The organism is Actinophytocola glycyrrhizae, assembly GCF_042653545.1.
In the GTDB taxonomy this organism is placed as follows: Bacteria; Actinomycetota; Actinomycetes; order Mycobacteriales; family Pseudonocardiaceae; genus Actinophytocola; species Actinophytocola glycyrrhizae.
The window spans coordinates 95,109-110,892 of sequence record NZ_JBHSIS010000003.1 but is presented as its reverse complement, the minus strand read 5'-3'; the positions used below and the strand labels follow the sequence as shown (position 1 = coordinate 110,892).

Annotated in this window: 17 protein-coding genes; 7 read left to right on the top strand and 10 right to left on the bottom strand. The window is 70.1% G+C overall.

The genetic code is table 11. The annotated features are described in order from the left end of the window. Positions 1–9: 9 nt before the first annotated feature. On the top strand, positions 10–1,404 hold the full coding sequence (locus ACFPCV_RS06610; RefSeq protein ID WP_378055143.1) for a class II fumarate hydratase: 1,395 nt from the start codon (positions 10–12) through the stop codon (positions 1,402–1,404). Here ACFPCV_RS06610 and ACFPCV_RS06605 read toward each other — a convergent pair. Continuing rightward, positions 1,356–2,270 (bottom strand): DMT family transporter, encoded by a 915-nt coding sequence (locus tag ACFPCV_RS06605; RefSeq protein WP_378055142.1) that lies wholly within the window; start codon positions 2,268–2,270, stop codon positions 1,356–1,358. The two genes, ACFPCV_RS06610 and ACFPCV_RS06605, sit on opposite strands and share 49 nt — an antisense overlap. A gap of 47 nt (positions 2,271–2,317) precedes the next feature. Between ACFPCV_RS06605 and pdxR the strand changes: the two genes are divergently transcribed. After that, on the top strand, positions 2,318–3,694 hold the full coding sequence (pdxR, locus tag ACFPCV_RS06600) for a MocR-like pyridoxine biosynthesis transcription factor PdxR (protein ID WP_378055141.1): 1,377 nt from the start codon (positions 2,318–2,320) through the stop codon (positions 3,692–3,694). On the opposite strand, the gene ACFPCV_RS06595 is transcribed toward pdxR, so the two are convergent. Then, positions 3,681–4,700, bottom strand: coding sequence for a MerR family transcriptional regulator (locus tag ACFPCV_RS06595; protein ID WP_378055140.1), 1,020 nt, complete (start codon positions 4,698–4,700; stop codon positions 3,681–3,683). The two genes, pdxR and ACFPCV_RS06595, sit on opposite strands and share 14 nt — an antisense overlap. A gap of 128 nt (positions 4,701–4,828) precedes the next feature. Between ACFPCV_RS06595 and ACFPCV_RS06590 the strand changes: the two genes are divergently transcribed. From ACFPCV_RS06590 to ACFPCV_RS06580, 3 genes are read left to right on the top strand one after another with little or no spacing between them, the layout of a single operon-like run. Further along, on the top strand, positions 4,829–6,340 hold the full coding sequence (locus ACFPCV_RS06590; protein ID WP_378055717.1) for an ATP-dependent DNA ligase: 1,512 nt from the start codon (positions 4,829–4,831) through the stop codon (positions 6,338–6,340). A 13-nt stretch (positions 6,341–6,353) separates the two neighbouring features. Then, positions 6,354–7,826: a GuaB1 family IMP dehydrogenase-related protein gene (locus ACFPCV_RS06585; protein WP_378055139.1), complete on the top strand. Its 1,473-nt coding sequence runs from the start codon at positions 6,354–6,356 to the stop codon at positions 7,824–7,826. Between the two features lie 4 nt (positions 7,827–7,830). After that, positions 7,831–8,292, top strand: a complete 462-nt coding sequence (locus ACFPCV_RS06580; protein ID WP_378055138.1) for a GNAT family N-acetyltransferase — start codon at positions 7,831–7,833, stop codon at positions 8,290–8,292. Between the two features lie 524 nt (positions 8,293–8,816). On the opposite strand, the gene ACFPCV_RS06575 is transcribed toward ACFPCV_RS06580, so the two are convergent. The 3 genes from ACFPCV_RS06575 to ACFPCV_RS06565 form a co-directional block, all read right to left on the bottom strand. Next, entirely contained in the window at positions 8,817–9,497 is a 681-nt protein-coding gene (locus tag ACFPCV_RS06575) for a DUF998 domain-containing protein (RefSeq protein ID WP_378055137.1), read from the bottom strand. A gap of 74 nt (positions 9,498–9,571) precedes the next feature. Further along, a complete protein-coding gene (locus tag ACFPCV_RS06570; RefSeq protein ID WP_378055136.1) occupies positions 9,572–10,915 on the bottom strand; it encodes a PhoH family protein in 1,344 nt (447 codons plus the stop codon). Between the two features lie 716 nt (positions 10,916–11,631). Further along, positions 11,632–12,423, bottom strand: a complete 792-nt coding sequence (locus ACFPCV_RS06565) for an isoprenyl transferase (RefSeq protein WP_378055135.1) — start codon at positions 12,421–12,423, stop codon at positions 11,632–11,634. Between the two features lie 48 nt (positions 12,424–12,471). On the opposite strand from ACFPCV_RS06565, the gene ACFPCV_RS06560 reads away from it, so the two are divergent. Next, positions 12,472–12,909 carry a CoA-binding protein gene (locus ACFPCV_RS06560; RefSeq protein ID WP_378055134.1) on the top strand — a complete coding sequence of 146 codons (438 nt, stop codon included), beginning with the start codon at positions 12,472–12,474 and terminating at the stop codon, positions 12,907–12,909. 52 nt (positions 12,910–12,961) lie between these two features. Beyond that, positions 12,962–13,639, top strand: a complete 678-nt coding sequence (gene trhA, locus ACFPCV_RS06555; RefSeq protein WP_378055133.1) for a PAQR family membrane homeostasis protein TrhA — start codon at positions 12,962–12,964, stop codon at positions 13,637–13,639. Between the two features lie 62 nt (positions 13,640–13,701). Here the strand turns inward: trhA and ACFPCV_RS06550 are convergent, their stop codons facing one another. The 5 genes from ACFPCV_RS06550 to ACFPCV_RS06530 all read right to left on the bottom strand — a co-directional run bounded on the left by ACFPCV_RS06550 (position 13,702) and on the right by ACFPCV_RS06530 (position 15,782). Further along, on the bottom strand, positions 13,702–14,298 hold the full coding sequence (locus ACFPCV_RS06550) for a P-loop nucleotide/nucleoside kinase family protein (RefSeq protein WP_378055132.1): 597 nt from the start codon (positions 14,296–14,298) through the stop codon (positions 13,702–13,704). Further along, the gene (locus ACFPCV_RS06545; protein ID WP_378055131.1) at positions 14,295–14,555 is read right to left on the bottom strand and encodes a hypothetical protein; all 261 of its coding nucleotides are present in this window, start codon (positions 14,553–14,555) and stop codon (positions 14,295–14,297) included. The genes ACFPCV_RS06550 and ACFPCV_RS06545 overlap by 4 nt, the downstream gene beginning before the upstream one ends. A gap of 221 nt (positions 14,556–14,776) precedes the next feature. Then, complete coding sequence (locus ACFPCV_RS06540) at positions 14,777–15,025, bottom strand: AMED_5909 family protein (RefSeq protein WP_378055130.1); 249 nt, start codon at positions 15,023–15,025, stop codon at positions 14,777–14,779. Further along, positions 15,025–15,249, bottom strand: a complete 225-nt coding sequence (locus ACFPCV_RS06535) for a hypothetical protein (RefSeq protein WP_378055129.1) — start codon at positions 15,247–15,249, stop codon at positions 15,025–15,027. Before ACFPCV_RS06535 ends, ACFPCV_RS06540 begins: the two co-directional genes overlap by 1 nt. Positions 15,250–15,329: 80 nt before the next feature. Then, positions 15,330–15,782, bottom strand: coding sequence for a hypothetical protein (locus ACFPCV_RS06530; protein ID WP_378055128.1), 453 nt, complete (start codon positions 15,780–15,782; stop codon positions 15,330–15,332). Positions 15,783–15,784 lie beyond the last annotated feature (2 nt).

Genomic DNA, 15,784 nt, shown 5'->3' with positions numbered 1-15,784 from the left:
ACTGGTTACATGACCGAGAATCAGTTCAGGATCGAGCACGACACCATGGGCGAGGTCAGGGTTCCCGCCGACGCGTTGTGGCGGGCCCAGACCCAGCGCGCCGTCGAGAACTTCCCCATCTCCGGGCGTGGCCTGGAGCGCGCGCAGATCCGCGCGCTCGGCCTGCTCAAGGGTGCCGCCGCGCGCGCGAACGAACGTCTCGGCGTGCTGGACGCCGACGTCGCGAAGGCAGTGGCCGCCGCGGCGGACGAGGTCGCCGACGGCAGGCACGACGACCACTTCCCGATCGACGTGTTCCAGACCGGTTCCGGCACCTCGTCGAACATGAACGCCAACGAGGTGATCGCGACCGTCGCCACCCGCGCGCTTGGCCGCGACGTGCACCCCAACGACCACGTCAACGCGTCGCAGTCGTCGAACGACACGTTCCCGACGACCATCCACGTCGCCGCGACCGAGGCCGTCGTCCGCGACGTCATCCCGGCGCTGACGCACCTCGCGGAGGTCGTCGAGGGCCGGGCCGCCGAGTGGGCCGACCTGGTGAAGTCGGGCCGCACGCACCTGATGGACGCGGTGCCGGTGACGCTCGGCCAGGAGGCAGGCGCGTGGGCGGCGCAGGTCCGCTACGGCGTCGAACGCCTCACCGGCACCCTGCCCAGGCTGGGTGAGCTGCCGATCGGTGGCACCGCGGTCGGCAGCGGCCTCAACGCACCGGACGGCTTCGGTGCCGCGGTCGCCGAGGAGCTGGCACGGCTGACCAGCCTGCCGCTCCGCGAGGCCCGCGACCATTTCGAGGCGCAGGCGTCCCAGGACAGCGTCGTCGAGGTGTCCGGGCAGCTCCGGGCCGTCGCGGTGGCCCTGTTCAAGATCGCCAACGACGTCCGCTGGCTCGGCTCCGGCCCGCGCACCGGCCTCGGTGAGCTGGCGCTGCCGGACCTGCAGCCGGGCAGCTCGATCATGCCGGGCAAGGTGAATCCGGTGATCCCCGAGGCCACGATGATGGTGGTCGCGCAGGTCATCGGCAACGACGCGGCGGTCGCGTTCGCCGGTTCGCAGGGCAACTTCCAGCTCAACGTGATGCTGCCGGTCATCGCGCGGAACGTCCTGGAGTCGGCCCGTCTGCTGGCCGCGGTCGCGCGCCTGCTGGCGGACAAGGTGTTCGCCGGTGTCGAGGCCAACGCCGAGCGCATGCGTGAGCTCGCCGAGTCGTCCCCGTCGATCGTCACCCCGCTGAACCGCTACCTCGGCTACGAGGAGGCGGCGTCCATCGCGAAGCAGTCACTCAAGGAACGCAGGACCATCCGCGAGGTCGTGCTGGAACGCGGCCACGTCGAGAACGGCAGGCTCACCGAGGCTCAGCTCGACGAGGCACTCGACGTGCTGCGCATGGCCCGGGGCGGCTGAGCGAGCCCGAGGGCACAGCCGGCGGCGACGAGCAGCGCACCGCCGGCCGCGACCACGGTCAGGGACTGCCGACCCAGCACCACGGCCGCCACCAGCCCGGCGACCGGCATCAGCCCGACCAGCACCCCGGCCCGGTCCGCGCCGAGCACCGACACCCCGGTGTACCAGCACCCGAACGCGACCGCGGTGACCAGCGACCCGAGCACGACGATCGCGGCCAGCTCGGTCGCGGTCGGCGTCGGCCAGGCCGCCGTGCCGTCCAGGAACGTGGCCAGCACGGCCCCGCCGACCGCGGCGAGCACGCACGCCCACATCGACGCGGCCACCGCACCCAGCCGTGCCACCACGCCCACCCCGCCGAGCGTGAACGCCACCTCGCACGCCATCACCAGCAACGCGAGCGCCAGTCCCGGCCCGTGCCACGCCCCGCCGCCGCTCAGGACGACCACGCCGAGCCCCACGACCACGGCCCCACCCACGGCGTAGGGCGAGGGCCGCCTGCCCCGCAGAGCGGGCGCGACCACCGCGAGCACCAGCGGCGACGCGCCGAGCATGGCCGCGACGAATCCGGGCGTCGCGTATCGCTGCCCCACGAGGATCGCCGCGTTGAACCCGAGCATGCCGAACCCGACCATCACCCCCAGGCCGACCAGGTCCTTCGCGTTGGGCACCGGCACCCGCCCGCCGGTCACGAGGAGCCAGCCGAGCAGCAGCACGGCACCGATGCCGTAGCGGACCGCCTGCGCGGACAACACGGGATAGCCGTCGAGCAGGCCGGTGACCGGCACAGCGGCCCCGACGAGCACCGACGCGGACGCGGCGAGCCCCACGGCGCGCCCGGTCCGGGGAGTGGTCTCGAGTTGCACGACCACACCCTCACCGAATCATTGGTACATACGTAAGCTCCACTTCGATGAGTGCTAACTGGACCACTTTGCGGGAGCTGTTGCTCCCCGACGGCACGTCCGGCCGGGGCCGTGCCGTCGAGTCCGCCCTGCGTGGCGCCATCCGCGACGGGCAGCTCGCGCCCGGCCTGCGCCTCCCGTCCAGCCGCGACCTGGCCGCCCAGCTCGGCGTCGCCCGCGGCACGGTGACCGCCGCCTACGGCCAGCTCACGGCCGAGGGCTACCTGACCGCGAAGCGTGGGTCGGGCACGACGGTCACGGCCACGCTGGCCACCCCGGCGCCGGTCCCACCCCCGGCGCCCACGGCCCGGCAGTGGCGCTACGACCTGCGTCCGGGCCTGCCCGCGCTGAGCGAGTTCCCCCGCGCCGAGTGGGTGGCGGCCACCCGCGCGGCCCTGGCCGACCTGCCGGACGATGCGCTGGGCTACCCCGATCCCGCAGGCCTGCCGGAGCTGCGCACGGAACTGGCCGCGTACCTGGGCCGGGTCCGCGCGGTCACCGCCACCGCCGACGACGTGGCGATCACCCACGGCGGCGCGGAAGCCCTGTCGATGCTCGCGGCCGTGCTGCGCACACACGGCCACGACGCGGTCGGCGTGGAGGACCCCGGCCACCCCGGGCAGGCGGACCTGCTGCGCGAGCACGGTGTGCGCCCCGTCCCGGTCCCGGTGGACCGCGACGGACTGGTGGTGTCCGCGCTGCCGTCGTCGGTCCGCGCGGTGGTGGTGACGGCCGCACACCAGTTCCCGCTCGGCACGACGCTGCACCCGGCACGCAGGCACGCGCTGCTGACCTGGGCTCGCGAGCACGACGGCGTGATCATCGAGGACGACTACGACGCCGAGCACCGCTACGACCGCCCCGCGCTACGCGCGATGCAGGCGATGGACCCGAACCACGTGGCGTACCTGGGAAGCGTGAGCAAGACGCTCGCCCCGGCTCTGCGGCTGGGCTGGCTGGTGCTGCCTCCCGCGTTGCGCGCGAACATCGTGTCCCGCAAACAGTTGACCGATCTCGGTTGTTCTCCTCTCCCTCAGGCCGCGTTCGCCAGGCTGCTTCGTGGCGGTGGTCACGACCGCCATCTGCGCCGTACGCGCTCGGTCTACCGCCGCCGTCGTGACGCGCTCCTGACGGCGGTGACCGAGCACCTGCCGTCGTGGCAACCGGTCGGCGTCGCGGCTGGTCTTCATGTTGTTCTCAGACTACCGGCGGGGACCGACGATTCCGTTGTCTCGCAACGATTGGATGACGCGGGCATCCACGCACCCGCCCTGTCCGGCTACAGCCAGTTGGGCACCTACCCCGGACTGGTGATCGGGTATGCCGCCACCTCACCCGATCGATTACGGGAAGCAGTAAGGGAAATCGCGCTCACTGTGCGATGAGGTGGGCGACGACGCAGCTGATGTTGTCCGGCCCGCCCGCCTCGTTGGCGAGCCGCACGAGCCGGTCTACTGCCTGCTGCGGCTCGTCCTCGGCGAGTACCCGCCGGATCGTGCCGAGGTCGAGCACGGTGTGCAGCCCGTCGGACGAGAGCAGGTAACGGTCCCCCGCCTGGACGTCCCGCACCTGCACACCGGGACTGACGCCACCGGTGAGTGCCTTGACGAGGATGGACCGCTGCGGATGCGACGTGATCTCGGCCGGCGTCAGCTTCCCCTCGTCCACCATGGACTGCACGACGGTGTCGTCGTGGGTGATCTGGAAGAGCTCGCCTCCCCGCAGGAGGTAGGCACGTGAGTCACCGATGTGGACGAGCCCGAGCTGCGAGCCCTCCCAGATGAGCGCCGTGAGCGTGGTGCCGCTGTCGTCGAGGCCCCTGACGGCCTCGCTCGCGCGGTTCGCGGCGTCGTCCATGGCGTTGAGGAGGTCCCCGACGGCGACCTGCCGGACCGCCTCGACAGCTGCCCGCGAGGCACGGGTCCCGTGGTGCCCGAACCCGTCGGCGACGGCGAAGACCTTCTCCCCGGCGAACGCGAAGTCCTGGTTGGCGTCCCGGACCAGGCCGCGGTCGGTGCGAACGGCGTAGGTGACGGCAAGTGATGTGGACACGGTTGCGCCCTTTCCTGACAGGTACTCAACGAGGACGGCCGCGAGCTGCCGCTTGTCGTCGGTGTCGGCCTCGACCCGGCGCCAGTACCCGGCGACCGCCGCGGCGGCCTGCGCCCCCGGCATGCCGACCACGGCCCGGATCTCGGCGAGCGGCATCCCGATCCGCCGCAACCAGGCCACGAGCCGTGCGGTCTCCAGCTGCTCCGGCCCGTACCGCCGGTACCCGTTGAACGGATCCACGACGGCCGGCCGCAACAACCCGAGCTCGTCGTAGAGCCGCAACGCCTTGGCGGACAAGCGGGACGCCCTGGCGAACTCGCCGATGGTGAGCAGTTCCACGACCCCTCCTCGTACGGACCACGCCAGCGTCGGCCTTGCCCCTTGGTCAAGGTCAACGCCCGGCCGGTTGTCCACAGCGGGCATCCGCTCCCCGGAAATTGTCGGTGCGGCGGTGCATGATGGCTGACGTGTTGCTGAACGACGTGGTTGCCACCTCCTCGGTGGTTTCCGCGACCCGATCCCGGTTGGCCAAGGTGGACGCCCTGGCCGGCCTGCTGCGCCGTGCGGGCGACCAGGTCCGCGCGGTCGTCGCGTTCCTGGCGGGGACGCCGCTGCAGGGCCGCATCGGCGCGGGCTGGCGGACGCTGGTCAAACTGCGCGAGACGCCGGCCCACCAGCCCGGCCTCACGGTCGCCGAGGTCGACCACACCTTCGACGAGGTGGCCGTGACCAGCGGAAAGGGCTCCACGGCCAGGAGGAACGAGTTACTCGGCGCCCTGTTCGGTGCCGCCACCAAGGACGAACAGGACTTCCTCCTGCGCCTGCTCACCGGGGAGCTCCGGCAGGGCGCGCTCGAGGGCGTCATGCTCGACGCCATCGCGAAGGCGGCCGACGTCGGCAAGGAAACCGTCCGGCGGGCGTTCATGCTCTCCGGCCAGTTACCCGACACCGCCGCTGCCGCTCTCACCGGCGGCGCGGCGGCCCTGGACACGTTCGGGCTGCGGCTCGGCAGGCCCATCCGGCCGATGCTGGCTTCGCCCGCCGAGAACCTCGAGGAGGCGCTCGCGGCCGGGCCGTGCGTCGTCGAGTACAAGCTCGACGGCGCCCGCATCCAGGTGCACAAGGACGGCGACGACGTCCACGTGTACACGCGCACGCTGCGGGAGATCACCGCAGCGGTGCCGGAGCTGGTGGAGCTGGTGCGGAACCTGCCCGTGCGGCAGGTCGTGCTCGACGGCGAGACCCTGGCGCTCGCCGACGACGGCAGGCCGCGACCGTTCCAGGAGACCATGAGCCGGTTCGGCGCGACCTCTGAGACGGAGCTGCTGCTGCACCCGTACTTCTTCGACTGCGTGCACCTCGACGGCACCGACCTGATCGACGCGCCGCTGCGGGAGCGCAACGCCGCGCTCCGCGAGGCGGTCGGCGACCTGGTGATCCCGGGTGTGCTGGAACCGTCGCAGGAGGACGCCGACCAGGTGCTGGCAGACGCGCTGCGGCACGGGCACGAGGGTGTCGTGGTGAAGACGCTCGACTCGGTCTACCAGGCGGGCAGGCGTGGCAGATCGTGGCGCAAGGTCAAGCCGGTGCACACGCTCGACCTGGTCGTACTGGCCGCGGAGTGGGGCCATGGGCGGCGCACCGGCAGCCTGTCGAACCTGCACCTGGGCGCCCGCGACCCGGACGGCGGCCCGCCGGTGATGGTCGGGAAGACGTTCAAGGGCCTCACCGACGAGCTGCTGGCGTGGCAGACCAGCGAGTTCCCGAAGTACGAGGACCATCGGGACGACTGGGCGGTGTACCTGAAGCCGCGCCTGGTGGTGGAGATCGCACTCGACGGGGTGCAGGTCAGCCCGCGGTACGCGGGTGGCGTAGCGCTGCGGTTCGCGCGGGTGGTCCGGTACCGCCCGGACAAGGAGCCACCGGAGGCCGACACGATCGACACGGTGCGCGCCATGCTCCCGAAGGGAGGCGGATAAGTACGCTCGACCCGTGCGCTTCTACTCGGACACTCCTCCTTTCGACCTGACCTACGACGACGTCTTCCTGATGCCGAACCGCTCGGCGGTGGCGTCACGGTTCGACGTGGACCTGTCCACGTCGGACAGCACCGGGGCCACCATGCCGGTGGTCGTGGCGAACATGACGGCCGTCGCGGGCAGGCGGATGGCGGAGACCATGGCGCGGCGCGGCGGCCTGGTCGTGCTGCCGCAGGACGTGGATCCCGCGGCGGTCGGCGACATCGTGGCGTGGGTCAAGTCACGGCACCCGATGTGGGACACCCCGCTGGTCCTGACCCCGCGCGACGCGGTGGCGGACGCGATCAACCTGCTGCCCAAGCGTGCCCACGGCGCGGTGGTGATCGTCGACGAGGAGGCCCGCCCGGTCGGCGTGGTCGACGATGCGGCGTGTGCGGGCGTGGACCGTTTCACAAGGCTGAGCGAGGTCGCGGACCCCGAGGTGTTGACGATGCCGATCACTGCCTCGGCCAGGGAGGTGTTCGACCAGCTGCACGGCCGCACCGCGCGGATCACGCTGGGTGTCGACGAGAAGGGCAGGCTGGCGGGTGCGCTGACCGGCGTCGGGGCGCTGCGGGCGGAGCTGTACCGCCCGGCGCTCGACGCGCGTGGCCGCCTGCGGGTGGCGGCTGCCGTCGGCGTGAACGGCGACGTGTCCGGGAAGGCGCAGGCCCTGCTGGACAGCGAGGTCGACACGCTCGTCGTCGACACCGCGCACGGTCACCAGGAGAAGATGATCTCCGCGTTGAAGGCCGTGCGTGCCGTGGTGGACGCCGCGGGCAGGAGTGTTCAGCAGCACGGGGACGCCGGTGTCGCGGTGGTGGCGGGCAACGTGGTCACCGCGGAGGGCGTACGTGACCTGGTGGCGGCGGGCGCGGACGTGGTGAAGGTCGGCGTCGGCCCGGGCGCCATGTGCACGACCCGCATGATGACCGGCGTGGGCCGTCCCCAGTTCTCGGCGGTGCTGGAGTGTGCGCAGGCGGCCCGCGAACTGGGTGCGCGGGTGTGGGCGGACGGCGGCGTGCGGCACCCCCGCGACGTGGCGCTGGCGCTGGCGGCAGGCGCGTCGAGCGTGATGGTGGGTTCGTGGTTCGCGGGCACGTACGAGTCCCCTGGCGATCTGCTGCGCGACGAGCAGGGCCAGCCGTACAAGGAAAGCTTCGGGATGGCGTCGAAACGTGCGGTGACAGCACGCACGCGCGCCGACAGCGCGTTCGACCGTGCCCGCAAGGCGCTGTTCGAGGAAGGCATCTCGACGTCACGCATGAAGCTGAACCCGGCGGCCCCCAGCGTGGAGGACCTGCTGGACGGGATCTGCTCCGGCGTCCGCTCGGCCTGCACGTACACGGGCGCGACCACGCTGGAGGAGTTCCACGCCAAAGCGGTGGTCGGCATCCAGTCGGCATCCGGTTTCGCCGAAGGCGCCCCACTACCGCGCGGCTGGTAGCGGTGTGGAGTTCCGCCGCCTGACCGCGGACGACGCACCCTTGCTGGTGGAGGCCACCGGCAAGGAAACCGGCCGTGCGCTGTGGGACAGCCAACCGGCAGGCCCGTACACGCTGGCGGACGCGGAAGCCGCCCTGAGCAGGTGGACTGACGAAGACCAGTCCTTCGGCGTGTTCGAGAACAACCGACTGGTCGCGGCGACAGGCCTGATGCCGGACGGCGACGGCAGCGCCGAACTGGCGTACTGGGTCCGCCCGGAGTGCCGCGGCCGCGGCGTGGCGGTGGCCGCGCTGCGCCACCTGACCGACTGGGCCCACGACAACGGCCACACACGCACCTGGCTGGAGATCCGCCCCGACAACAAGGCATCCCAACGCGTGGCGGAACGAGCCGGATACACCTACGAACGCCGCATCCCCAACCACTGCGAATCCCACGACTGCCTGATCTGGACCCACTATCCGTAGCCCACCAAAATGTCGGTCTCCCAAGGTAATGTAAACACCGGGGGACCCCCTGGGGCCGATTGAACGGTCCTTTCAATCAGCACCACACCTTCGGCAGCAGGCCCGATCCGCGTTCCCCTCGACGAAGGGGGAATGATAGAGCGACCTCACAATCTGACCACGCTGGTTGGGTAGGTGGACCTGACAGACATGCCTCACGCAGGCCGCTCGTCGGTACCGGACAAGAGCTCCGGAGGACGTGCCCTCGTGGCTGGGCGCGCAGCCAAACCCACGTCCCTTCGTGACTCCTGACGATCCGATCGAGCGTCACAGCAGGGCCAGAAATGTCGGTGCCCTCGGATAACGTGAAAGCCGGGGGCCCCGGGGCGATTGAATGGGCCGTTCAATCGGCGTTCGCACTGTTGGGTGATCAAGTCCGGCGGCCGGGTCGCAGGGGCCCAAAATGTCGGTGCACTCCGGTAGCGTGAAAGAACGGGGGACCCCCTGGCCGATTGAATGGACCGTTCAATCGGACCTGGGGCCCGTCACGCGGCCAGGGCGTATTCGACCGGCGGCTGGAACACGACCCGCACCAACTGTCCGAGGACCACCAGTTCCGCCACGAACAGCAGGCGCTGCAGCAGGCCGCTGAGTTCGCCGAGCGCGTCCGGCATCGGGCCGAGGTGGCACGTGAGGAACAGCGTCAGGAGCACCGTCGCGACCGCGGCGCCCACATACAGCGCGCGTCGCCTCTCCAGGCGCCGGGCGATCAGGACCGCGGTGATCGGCACGCAGAAGAACACGACCCCGGCCGCGTACCGGTGGATCTGCGCGGACAGCGTCACCGACACCGCGCCCAGGTCCGTCGGGAACACCGCGGCCAGCAGCAGACCCAGCATCGCCAGGCTCAGCGCCAGTTTCGGCAGGACACCGTGGAGCAGGCCGCGTGCCGCCAGTCCTACCGCGACACCCACGCCCGCCACGCACATCGCCAGCAACGCGGCGGGGAACATCCAGCCCGCCCCCGGCACGAACACGTAGTCGGACATCGTCGTGTTCAGCGGGCTCATCCGGTCCGCCGCGACGATGTTGAGGCCACCCATCAGCAGTGCGGCGAACACCAGCCCGGCCACCCCGAGGAAAACACCGACGGGTGCCGGCCGCGGCGCGGTGAGGACCACGCCGCGGGCCGGCAACGAGCGGGAAGTCAGAGCCAGGTTCGCCATGGCTCAACGGTCTCGTTCCGACGACCGTCAAACCATCGGGGAAACTCCCGAATCAGACCGGGGGTTTCCCCTACCTACGCCCCGTGGTCCTCCAGCATCTCCGTCACGAGCGCCGCGATCGGCGAGCGCTCCGACCTCGTCAACGTCACGTGCGCGAACAGCGGATGGCCCTTGAGCTTCTCGATCACCGCCGCGACGCCGTCGTACCGGCCGACCCTCAGGTTGTCGCGCTGTCCGACGTCGTGCGTCAGCACCACCCTGGAGCCCGCGCCCAACCGCGACAGCACGGTCAGGAGCACGTTGCGTTCCAGCGACTGCGCCTCGTCGACGATGACGAAGGAGTCGTGCAGCGACCGGCCACGGATGTGGGTCAGCGGCAGCACTTCGAGCATCCCGCGGTCGAGCACCTCGTCGATCACGGGCTGGCTGACCAGTGCGCCGAGGGTGTCGAAGACGGCCTGCGCCCACGGCGCCATCTTCTCGCTCTCGGAACCCGGCAGGTAGCCGAGGTCCTGACCGCCGACGGCGTACACCGGGCGGAACACCACGACCTTGCGGTGCAGGTTCCGCTCCATCACCGCCTCGAGGCCCGCGCACAGCGCGAGCGCCGACTTGCCGGTACCTGCCCGGCCGCCGAGCGAGATGATGCCGACCTCCGGGTCGAGCAGCAGGTCGAGCGCGATCCGCTGCTCCGCGGACCGGCCGTGCAGGCCGAACGCCTCGCGGTCGCCGCGGACGAGCTGCACCTGCTTGTCCCTGGTGACCCGGCCGAGCGCGCTCTGCGACCCGGAGATCAACCGCAGGCCCGTGTTCGTCGGGAAGTCGGCAGGCGACATCACGCCGAAGTCGACCAGCTCCGCTGAGCCGTCGCGGTACAGCCCGTCCAGCGTCTCCGCCGCGACCTCGAGGTCCACCATGCCCGTCCAGCCGGACGGCGTGACCTCGTGCGCGCGGTACTCGTCGACGTCGAGGCCCACCGACGCCGCCTTGATGCGCAGCGGCATGTCCTTGGTGATGAGCGCGACCCCCGGCGTGTGCGCGGCCATGTTGAGCGCGCACGCGAGGATCCTCGCGTCGTTCGTGTCGGTGCGGAACCCGGACGGCAGCACCGCCGGGTCGGAGTGGTTCAGCTCGACGTGCAGCGTGCCGCCTGCCGTGCCCACCGGGACGGGCGAGTCGAGCCGCCCGTGGCGTTTCCGCAGGTCATCCAGCAACCGAAGGGCCTCTCTCGCGAACCAGCCAAGCTCCGGATGATGGCGTTTTCCCTCCAGCTCGTTGATGACCACCAGCGGCAGGACCACGGCGTGCTCGTCGAACCGGGACATCGCCCAGGGGTCCGACAGCAGGACTGAGGTGTCCAGGACGTACGTCCGGCGCTGGTCGCCAGGGTCGGGGGAAGAGGAATGCGAAGCAGTCACGGCAACTCCTCGGCGAACGCGCACCGACGTCCGCGTGTTCCTCGAAGGGCCGGGCACTTCCCTGACCAGGCGAAACGTCTGCGCCGAAGCGTCAGCCGCACCGCCCGTGAGGGCCGGGTGCCGGCCCCCTCGCGATCGTTGCCGTCACGACCAGGGCCTCCCGGACGGACCGCGTGGGCACGACCCGTCACTTTGGACGCTACCCGCGAATCGCCGTCTCGGACAGGAGGCAACGCAGGTGATTTTCGTTTCGTGACCGGACTCGAGATCCACGCGAATGCCGGTTGCGGACGATCAGACGACTACCCGGCGTGATCAACACAGTCGTTCGGACCATCATCCACCTGGGCTACAGGGAGGCTCCACAGGTGCTCTACCAGCAACAAGGCACGCGGAGGTGATCACGAAGTGACCAGCAGGTGATCGCCGAGGAAACCGGAAATGGTAAATATTGCAGTTCTTGTAACACGATGGGGTATTCGCCGACAGCTTTGCGCGGACGGAGCACGAAGAACGGCCGCCGTGACGTTTTCCCGATACCTCCGAAATGTTCATCGTGGGCAGCGGAACCCTCGGCTACGGTGCCGCGCCCCCTCGTGACAGGCGCCGCACTGGCAGCTCCACCACCCCGCGGCTGATCGCCCACGCGTCCGCGGACTGATTTCCAAGACAATCAACAACGCGGACCCCGGTTTTCCGGAGCCCGCGTTGTTGTGTTATGAGCCGAAGCGTCGATGGCGAATGGCGTAGTCACGCAGCGCACGCAGGAAGTCGGTGCGCCGGAAGTCCGGCCAGTAGGCCTCGCAGAACCAGAACTCCGAGTGCGCCGACTGCCACAGCAGGAACCCGGACAGCCGCTGTTCACCGGATGTTCTGATCACCAGGTCGGGGTCGGGCTGCCCCGACGTGTACAGGTGCTCGGCGATGTGGTCGACGTCCAGGACCTCGACCAGCTCCTCGATGGTCGTGCCCGCCTCGGCCTGGCTCTGCAGCAGCTTGCGCACGGCGTCGGCGATCTCGCGGCGGCCGCCGTAGCCGACCGCGATGTTGACCTCCATGCCTGCGCGGTCCTGGGTGCGCCGCGCGGCGGCCGACAGACGGGCCGCGGTGTCGTCCGGCAGCACGTCCAGCGCGCCGATGATCCGCAGCCGCCACGGCTGGTCCGGCTCGGCCAGCTCGTCGACGACACCCTCGATGACCTGCAGCAACGGCTTCAGCTCGGTCTCGGGCCGCATGACGTTGTCGGTCGACAGCAGCCACAGCGTGACCAGCTTCACGTCGGCCTCCCGGCACCAGCTGAGCAGCTCGGCGATGCGCTTCGCGCCCGCGATGTGGCCGTGCCTGACGTCGGTGAACCCGGCTTCCCGCGCCCATCGTCTGTTGCCGTCGAGCACGACCCCGACATGCCGAGGGTGCCGGCCCGCGGCCTGTTGCATGAGCCGCTTGTCATAGAGGCCGTAGACGAGCTTCGCCGCTTTCTTGCGGAATCTCCGCCAAGCTGTTGTCACGTCCCCGCAGGGTACGCCGCCCTGTCGCGGGTGGAGCACACTGTAAGCATGCGGCGAACGGAGATCGACCCGCGGTGGCAGGACATCACGGTCATCGAGCGGCTGGTGCACGAGTCACGCACCGTGGCCGTCGTCGGCCTCAGCGCCGACGCGACCCGGCCCAGCTCCGGCATCGCGAGGTACCTGGTGCGCGCGGGCCTGACCGTGTTCCCGGTGAACCCGGCGCTGACCTCGTGGCAGGGCCTGACCGCGTACCCCTCGATCGCGGACGTCCCGGAGCACATCGACATCGTGGACGTCTTCCGCCGCCCGGAGCACGTGCCGGCGATCGCCGAGCAGGCGGTGGCGGCCGGTGCCGGCGCGCTGTGGCTGCAACTCGGAGTGATCTCCCGGGAAGGCGCCGCGATCGCCGCCGACGGCGGGCTGGACGTGGTGATGGACCGCTGCCTCGCGGTCGAACACCGCGAGGTAACTGGCTGGTCGTGAGCCGTTTCACAGCGTTCTGAAGCACCAACCGAGGTCCCGTAGCCTTGTCGGTGTGCCAGCCCCGACACAGAACCAGCCCTCAGCCCAGCACGTGAAGCCGCGCATGCGCGGCGTCATCCACTACTGGTCGTTCTGGGTGTCACTGGTGCTCGGTGCCACCCTGATCTCGGTGTCGGCGTCCACGGTGTCCGCCACCGCGGCGATCGCCACGTCGATCTACGGCGTCACGGTGCTCGGACTGTTCGGCGTGAGCGCGCTCTACCACCGGCGGTGGTGGGTGAGCCTGCGCGTGCGCGCGTGGATGAAACGCCTCGACCACTCGATGATCTTCCTGTTCATCGCGGGCACGTACACCCCGTTCTCACTGCTGGCCATGCCACAACCGACGGGGTACGTGGTGCTGGCGGTGGTGTGGGGCGGCGCGTTCGCGGGCGTCGCGCTGAAGCTGCTGTGGCCCCACGCGCCGAGGTGGCTGGGCACCCCGATCTACATCGCGCTGGGCTACGTCGCGGTGTTCGTGCTGCCGGAACTGCTGGCACACGCAGGCGTGGCGGCCGTCGTGCTCCTGCTGATCGGCGGCGCGTTCTACACCCTGGGCGCGGTCTTCTACGCGACCCGCTGGCCCAACCCGTGGCCCACGATCTTCGGCCACCACGAGTTCTTCCACGCGGCAACCGTGCTGGCCGCGATCTCGCACTACATCGCGATCTGGCTCGCCATGTACCCCTAGCAGGAGTTTTACCGTCTGGATCATGGCCCAGGCCGTGTACCGCACGCTCAGGCCGCCAGTCCTCAGGTGTCGATGCCAAGTGCCTCGCAGAGCGAGGTGACCGTGGCCTCGGCCGACGTCCCAGCCGTGTCCAGCTCGACATGTGCTCGGTCCCATGGCTCGTACTCGCGCTCCAGGATGTCGGCCCAGGACGGTAGGAACAGGCCGGGTATGTCGACCGTACGAGTGGTCGCTCGTCGCTCGTGCTCGGCAGGGTCTGAGCACACAAGCTCCACCTCGACCAGGTGGGCGCCAGTGGTCTCGGCCACGTCGCGCCAGGCCTTCCGGGTGATCATCAACGGGTTCACGCACTCCGCGAACACATGCCGTCCTTGGCGAAGCAGGTCCCTGGCAACGGCATAGGCGACGTCGTACCCGAGGCCCTGGGTGACGGCATGGCGCAACTCGTCGCATGGCCCCTCCCTGTCCGCGAACTCAGAAAGTGCCTGCTCGATCGTGTCGATACGGAGGTATGCCGCACCAATTCTCCCCGCCGCCGCGCGGGAGACGGTTGTCTTGCCGGTCGCTGGCAGACCACCGACCACCACCAGCATCGAACGGCTGCGGCGTGGCTCTTCCGTGCCCCCATCAGTGAACGCGTCTACCGACACAGAGTTCATCCGCCCACATTACGGATCGGTCTGCCCGAGCCGAGGAAGGCGTCGACCGCTCGCCGGGTCCGCTCGTGGCTGGTCGGCGTGAGGTGCGTGTAGACGCGCAGGGTGAAGCCGGGATCGTTGTGCCCGCGCCGATCATCGTCGCCAAACTCCCGCACCCCGGCCGAGGCGACCTGGACGATCCCACCGGAGTGCTGGATCAGCTTGTTGTGCGCCACATGCCCATCAACCGTGTTGTCAGCGGCCGACGCCCGCACCACAACGCGAGGTTGTCCAGGTAGATCCGCGCCCGCTGCAACCCCAGACCGAGCACGTGCGGCGCGTCGACGCCCAAGACCCGGCAGACCGTGCTCGTACGAGAGCAGCGTCCGCGCACCGATCCCCGACGGCAACCGCGTGACCAGGAACCCACGCGACCACCCTCACCAGTCGTTCGGCCGATCGCCTGGTCCGGCACCGCATCCACTACACGCCCGGTCCCTCAGGGCTCGTCGTCCACCGAAGGATCAAGCCGATGCTCAATCTCCCGAGCCCGCCGAATCTCTACCGCCGCGTACTGCGTCGCCTCATGCCGATGCCGCACATCCACCTTCGCCGTAGCCGCGTAGACCTCCGCACTGCGGCGGTGGAACGCCACCCACTCCGAAGGAGCCGCCTCCCGACTCGGCCGCTGCCGCCACAACACCTCACGCGCCTCGAACAAAGACGACGGCACCACCTGCTGTGCCATCAGTACCCACCACCAGAATCACCGTCGTCACCGGTCACCAGCAGGTGCCGGGGCCTGCGCTCCGGTGGTGCGGGCTCACCGTCCGGATCGATCTCGGCGGCCAGCTTGGCGGCCTCCCGCGCCAGCTCGCGGCAGAACGACGCGAGTTCACGCGTGCCTGTCTCGGACCGTTCGCTGTGGAGGGTCATGTTCACCGGGTCGAGGTAGACCATCAGGACAGGCATGCCACCGGGACCGCGCGTGGCGGCAGCGCCAGCGTTGCGGCCGGGGAAGCAGGCGACCTGAAAGGCTGTGCTGTAGCCGCTCATGCCGCCGACTTCCCCTCACCCCTGGCCGAGCTGGAACGGCCAGACGCGGGTGCGTCGACACCACGCAGGCCAGTGGCCCGGACGACCCAGGTGATCCATTTCGCCTGGCCGGACGCCTCGGCGCGAGGCTGGACCGTCAGCCCTTCCAGGACCACGGGCCGGAACGGCAAGTTGCCCATGGCCTCGGGCGGCACGGGCTGGACGTCGGCCGCGATCTCGACCGAGATGGACTTGTCGCGCTCCTTCTCAGCGGACGGGTCAGCGATCGTCGCGCGGTAGAGCCGCTTGCCGGTGGCCTCGTCGATTCGGGGCCGGATAGGACGGTTACGCGCCTTGTCCTCTTGCGACTGGTACTCGGTCAGGGGCTGGATGTCGCCCATCAGGTAAGCGCCCTGCGGGAACAGGTCGTCGAACGCGATGGGGAACCGCGCGCCGTGGGTTACAGCCATGA

What these genes read in the sequence shown, in the direction of transcription:
- ACFPCV_RS06610 (WP_378055143.1), top strand. Translation starts at nt 10, where the DNA reads ATGACCGAGAATCAGTTCAGGATCGAGCACGACACCATGGGCGAGGTC.
- pdxR (WP_378055141.1), top strand. Translation starts at nt 2,318, where the DNA reads ATGAGTGCTAACTGGACCACTTTGCGGGAGCTGTTGCTCCCCGACGGC.
- ACFPCV_RS06575 (WP_378055137.1), bottom strand. Translation starts at nt 9,497, where the DNA reads ATGGCGAACCTGGCTCTGACTTCCCGCTCGTTGCCGGCCCGCGGCGTG.
- ACFPCV_RS06560 (WP_378055134.1), top strand. Translation starts at nt 12,472, where the DNA reads ATGCGGCGAACGGAGATCGACCCGCGGTGGCAGGACATCACGGTCATC.
- ACFPCV_RS06550 (WP_378055132.1), bottom strand. Translation starts at nt 14,298, where the DNA reads ATGAACTCTGTGTCGGTAGACGCGTTCACTGATGGGGGCACGGAAGAG.
- ACFPCV_RS06540 (WP_378055130.1), bottom strand. Translation starts at nt 15,025, where the DNA reads ATGGCACAGCAGGTGGTGCCGTCGTCTTTGTTCGAGGCGCGTGAGGTG.
- ACFPCV_RS06535 (WP_378055129.1), bottom strand. Translation starts at nt 15,249, where the DNA reads ATGCCTGTCCTGATGGTCTACCTCGACCCGGTGAACATGACCCTCCAC.
- ACFPCV_RS06530 (WP_378055128.1), bottom strand. Translation starts at nt 15,782, where the DNA reads ATGGCTGTAACCCACGGCGCGCGGTTCCCCATCGCGTTCGACGACCTG.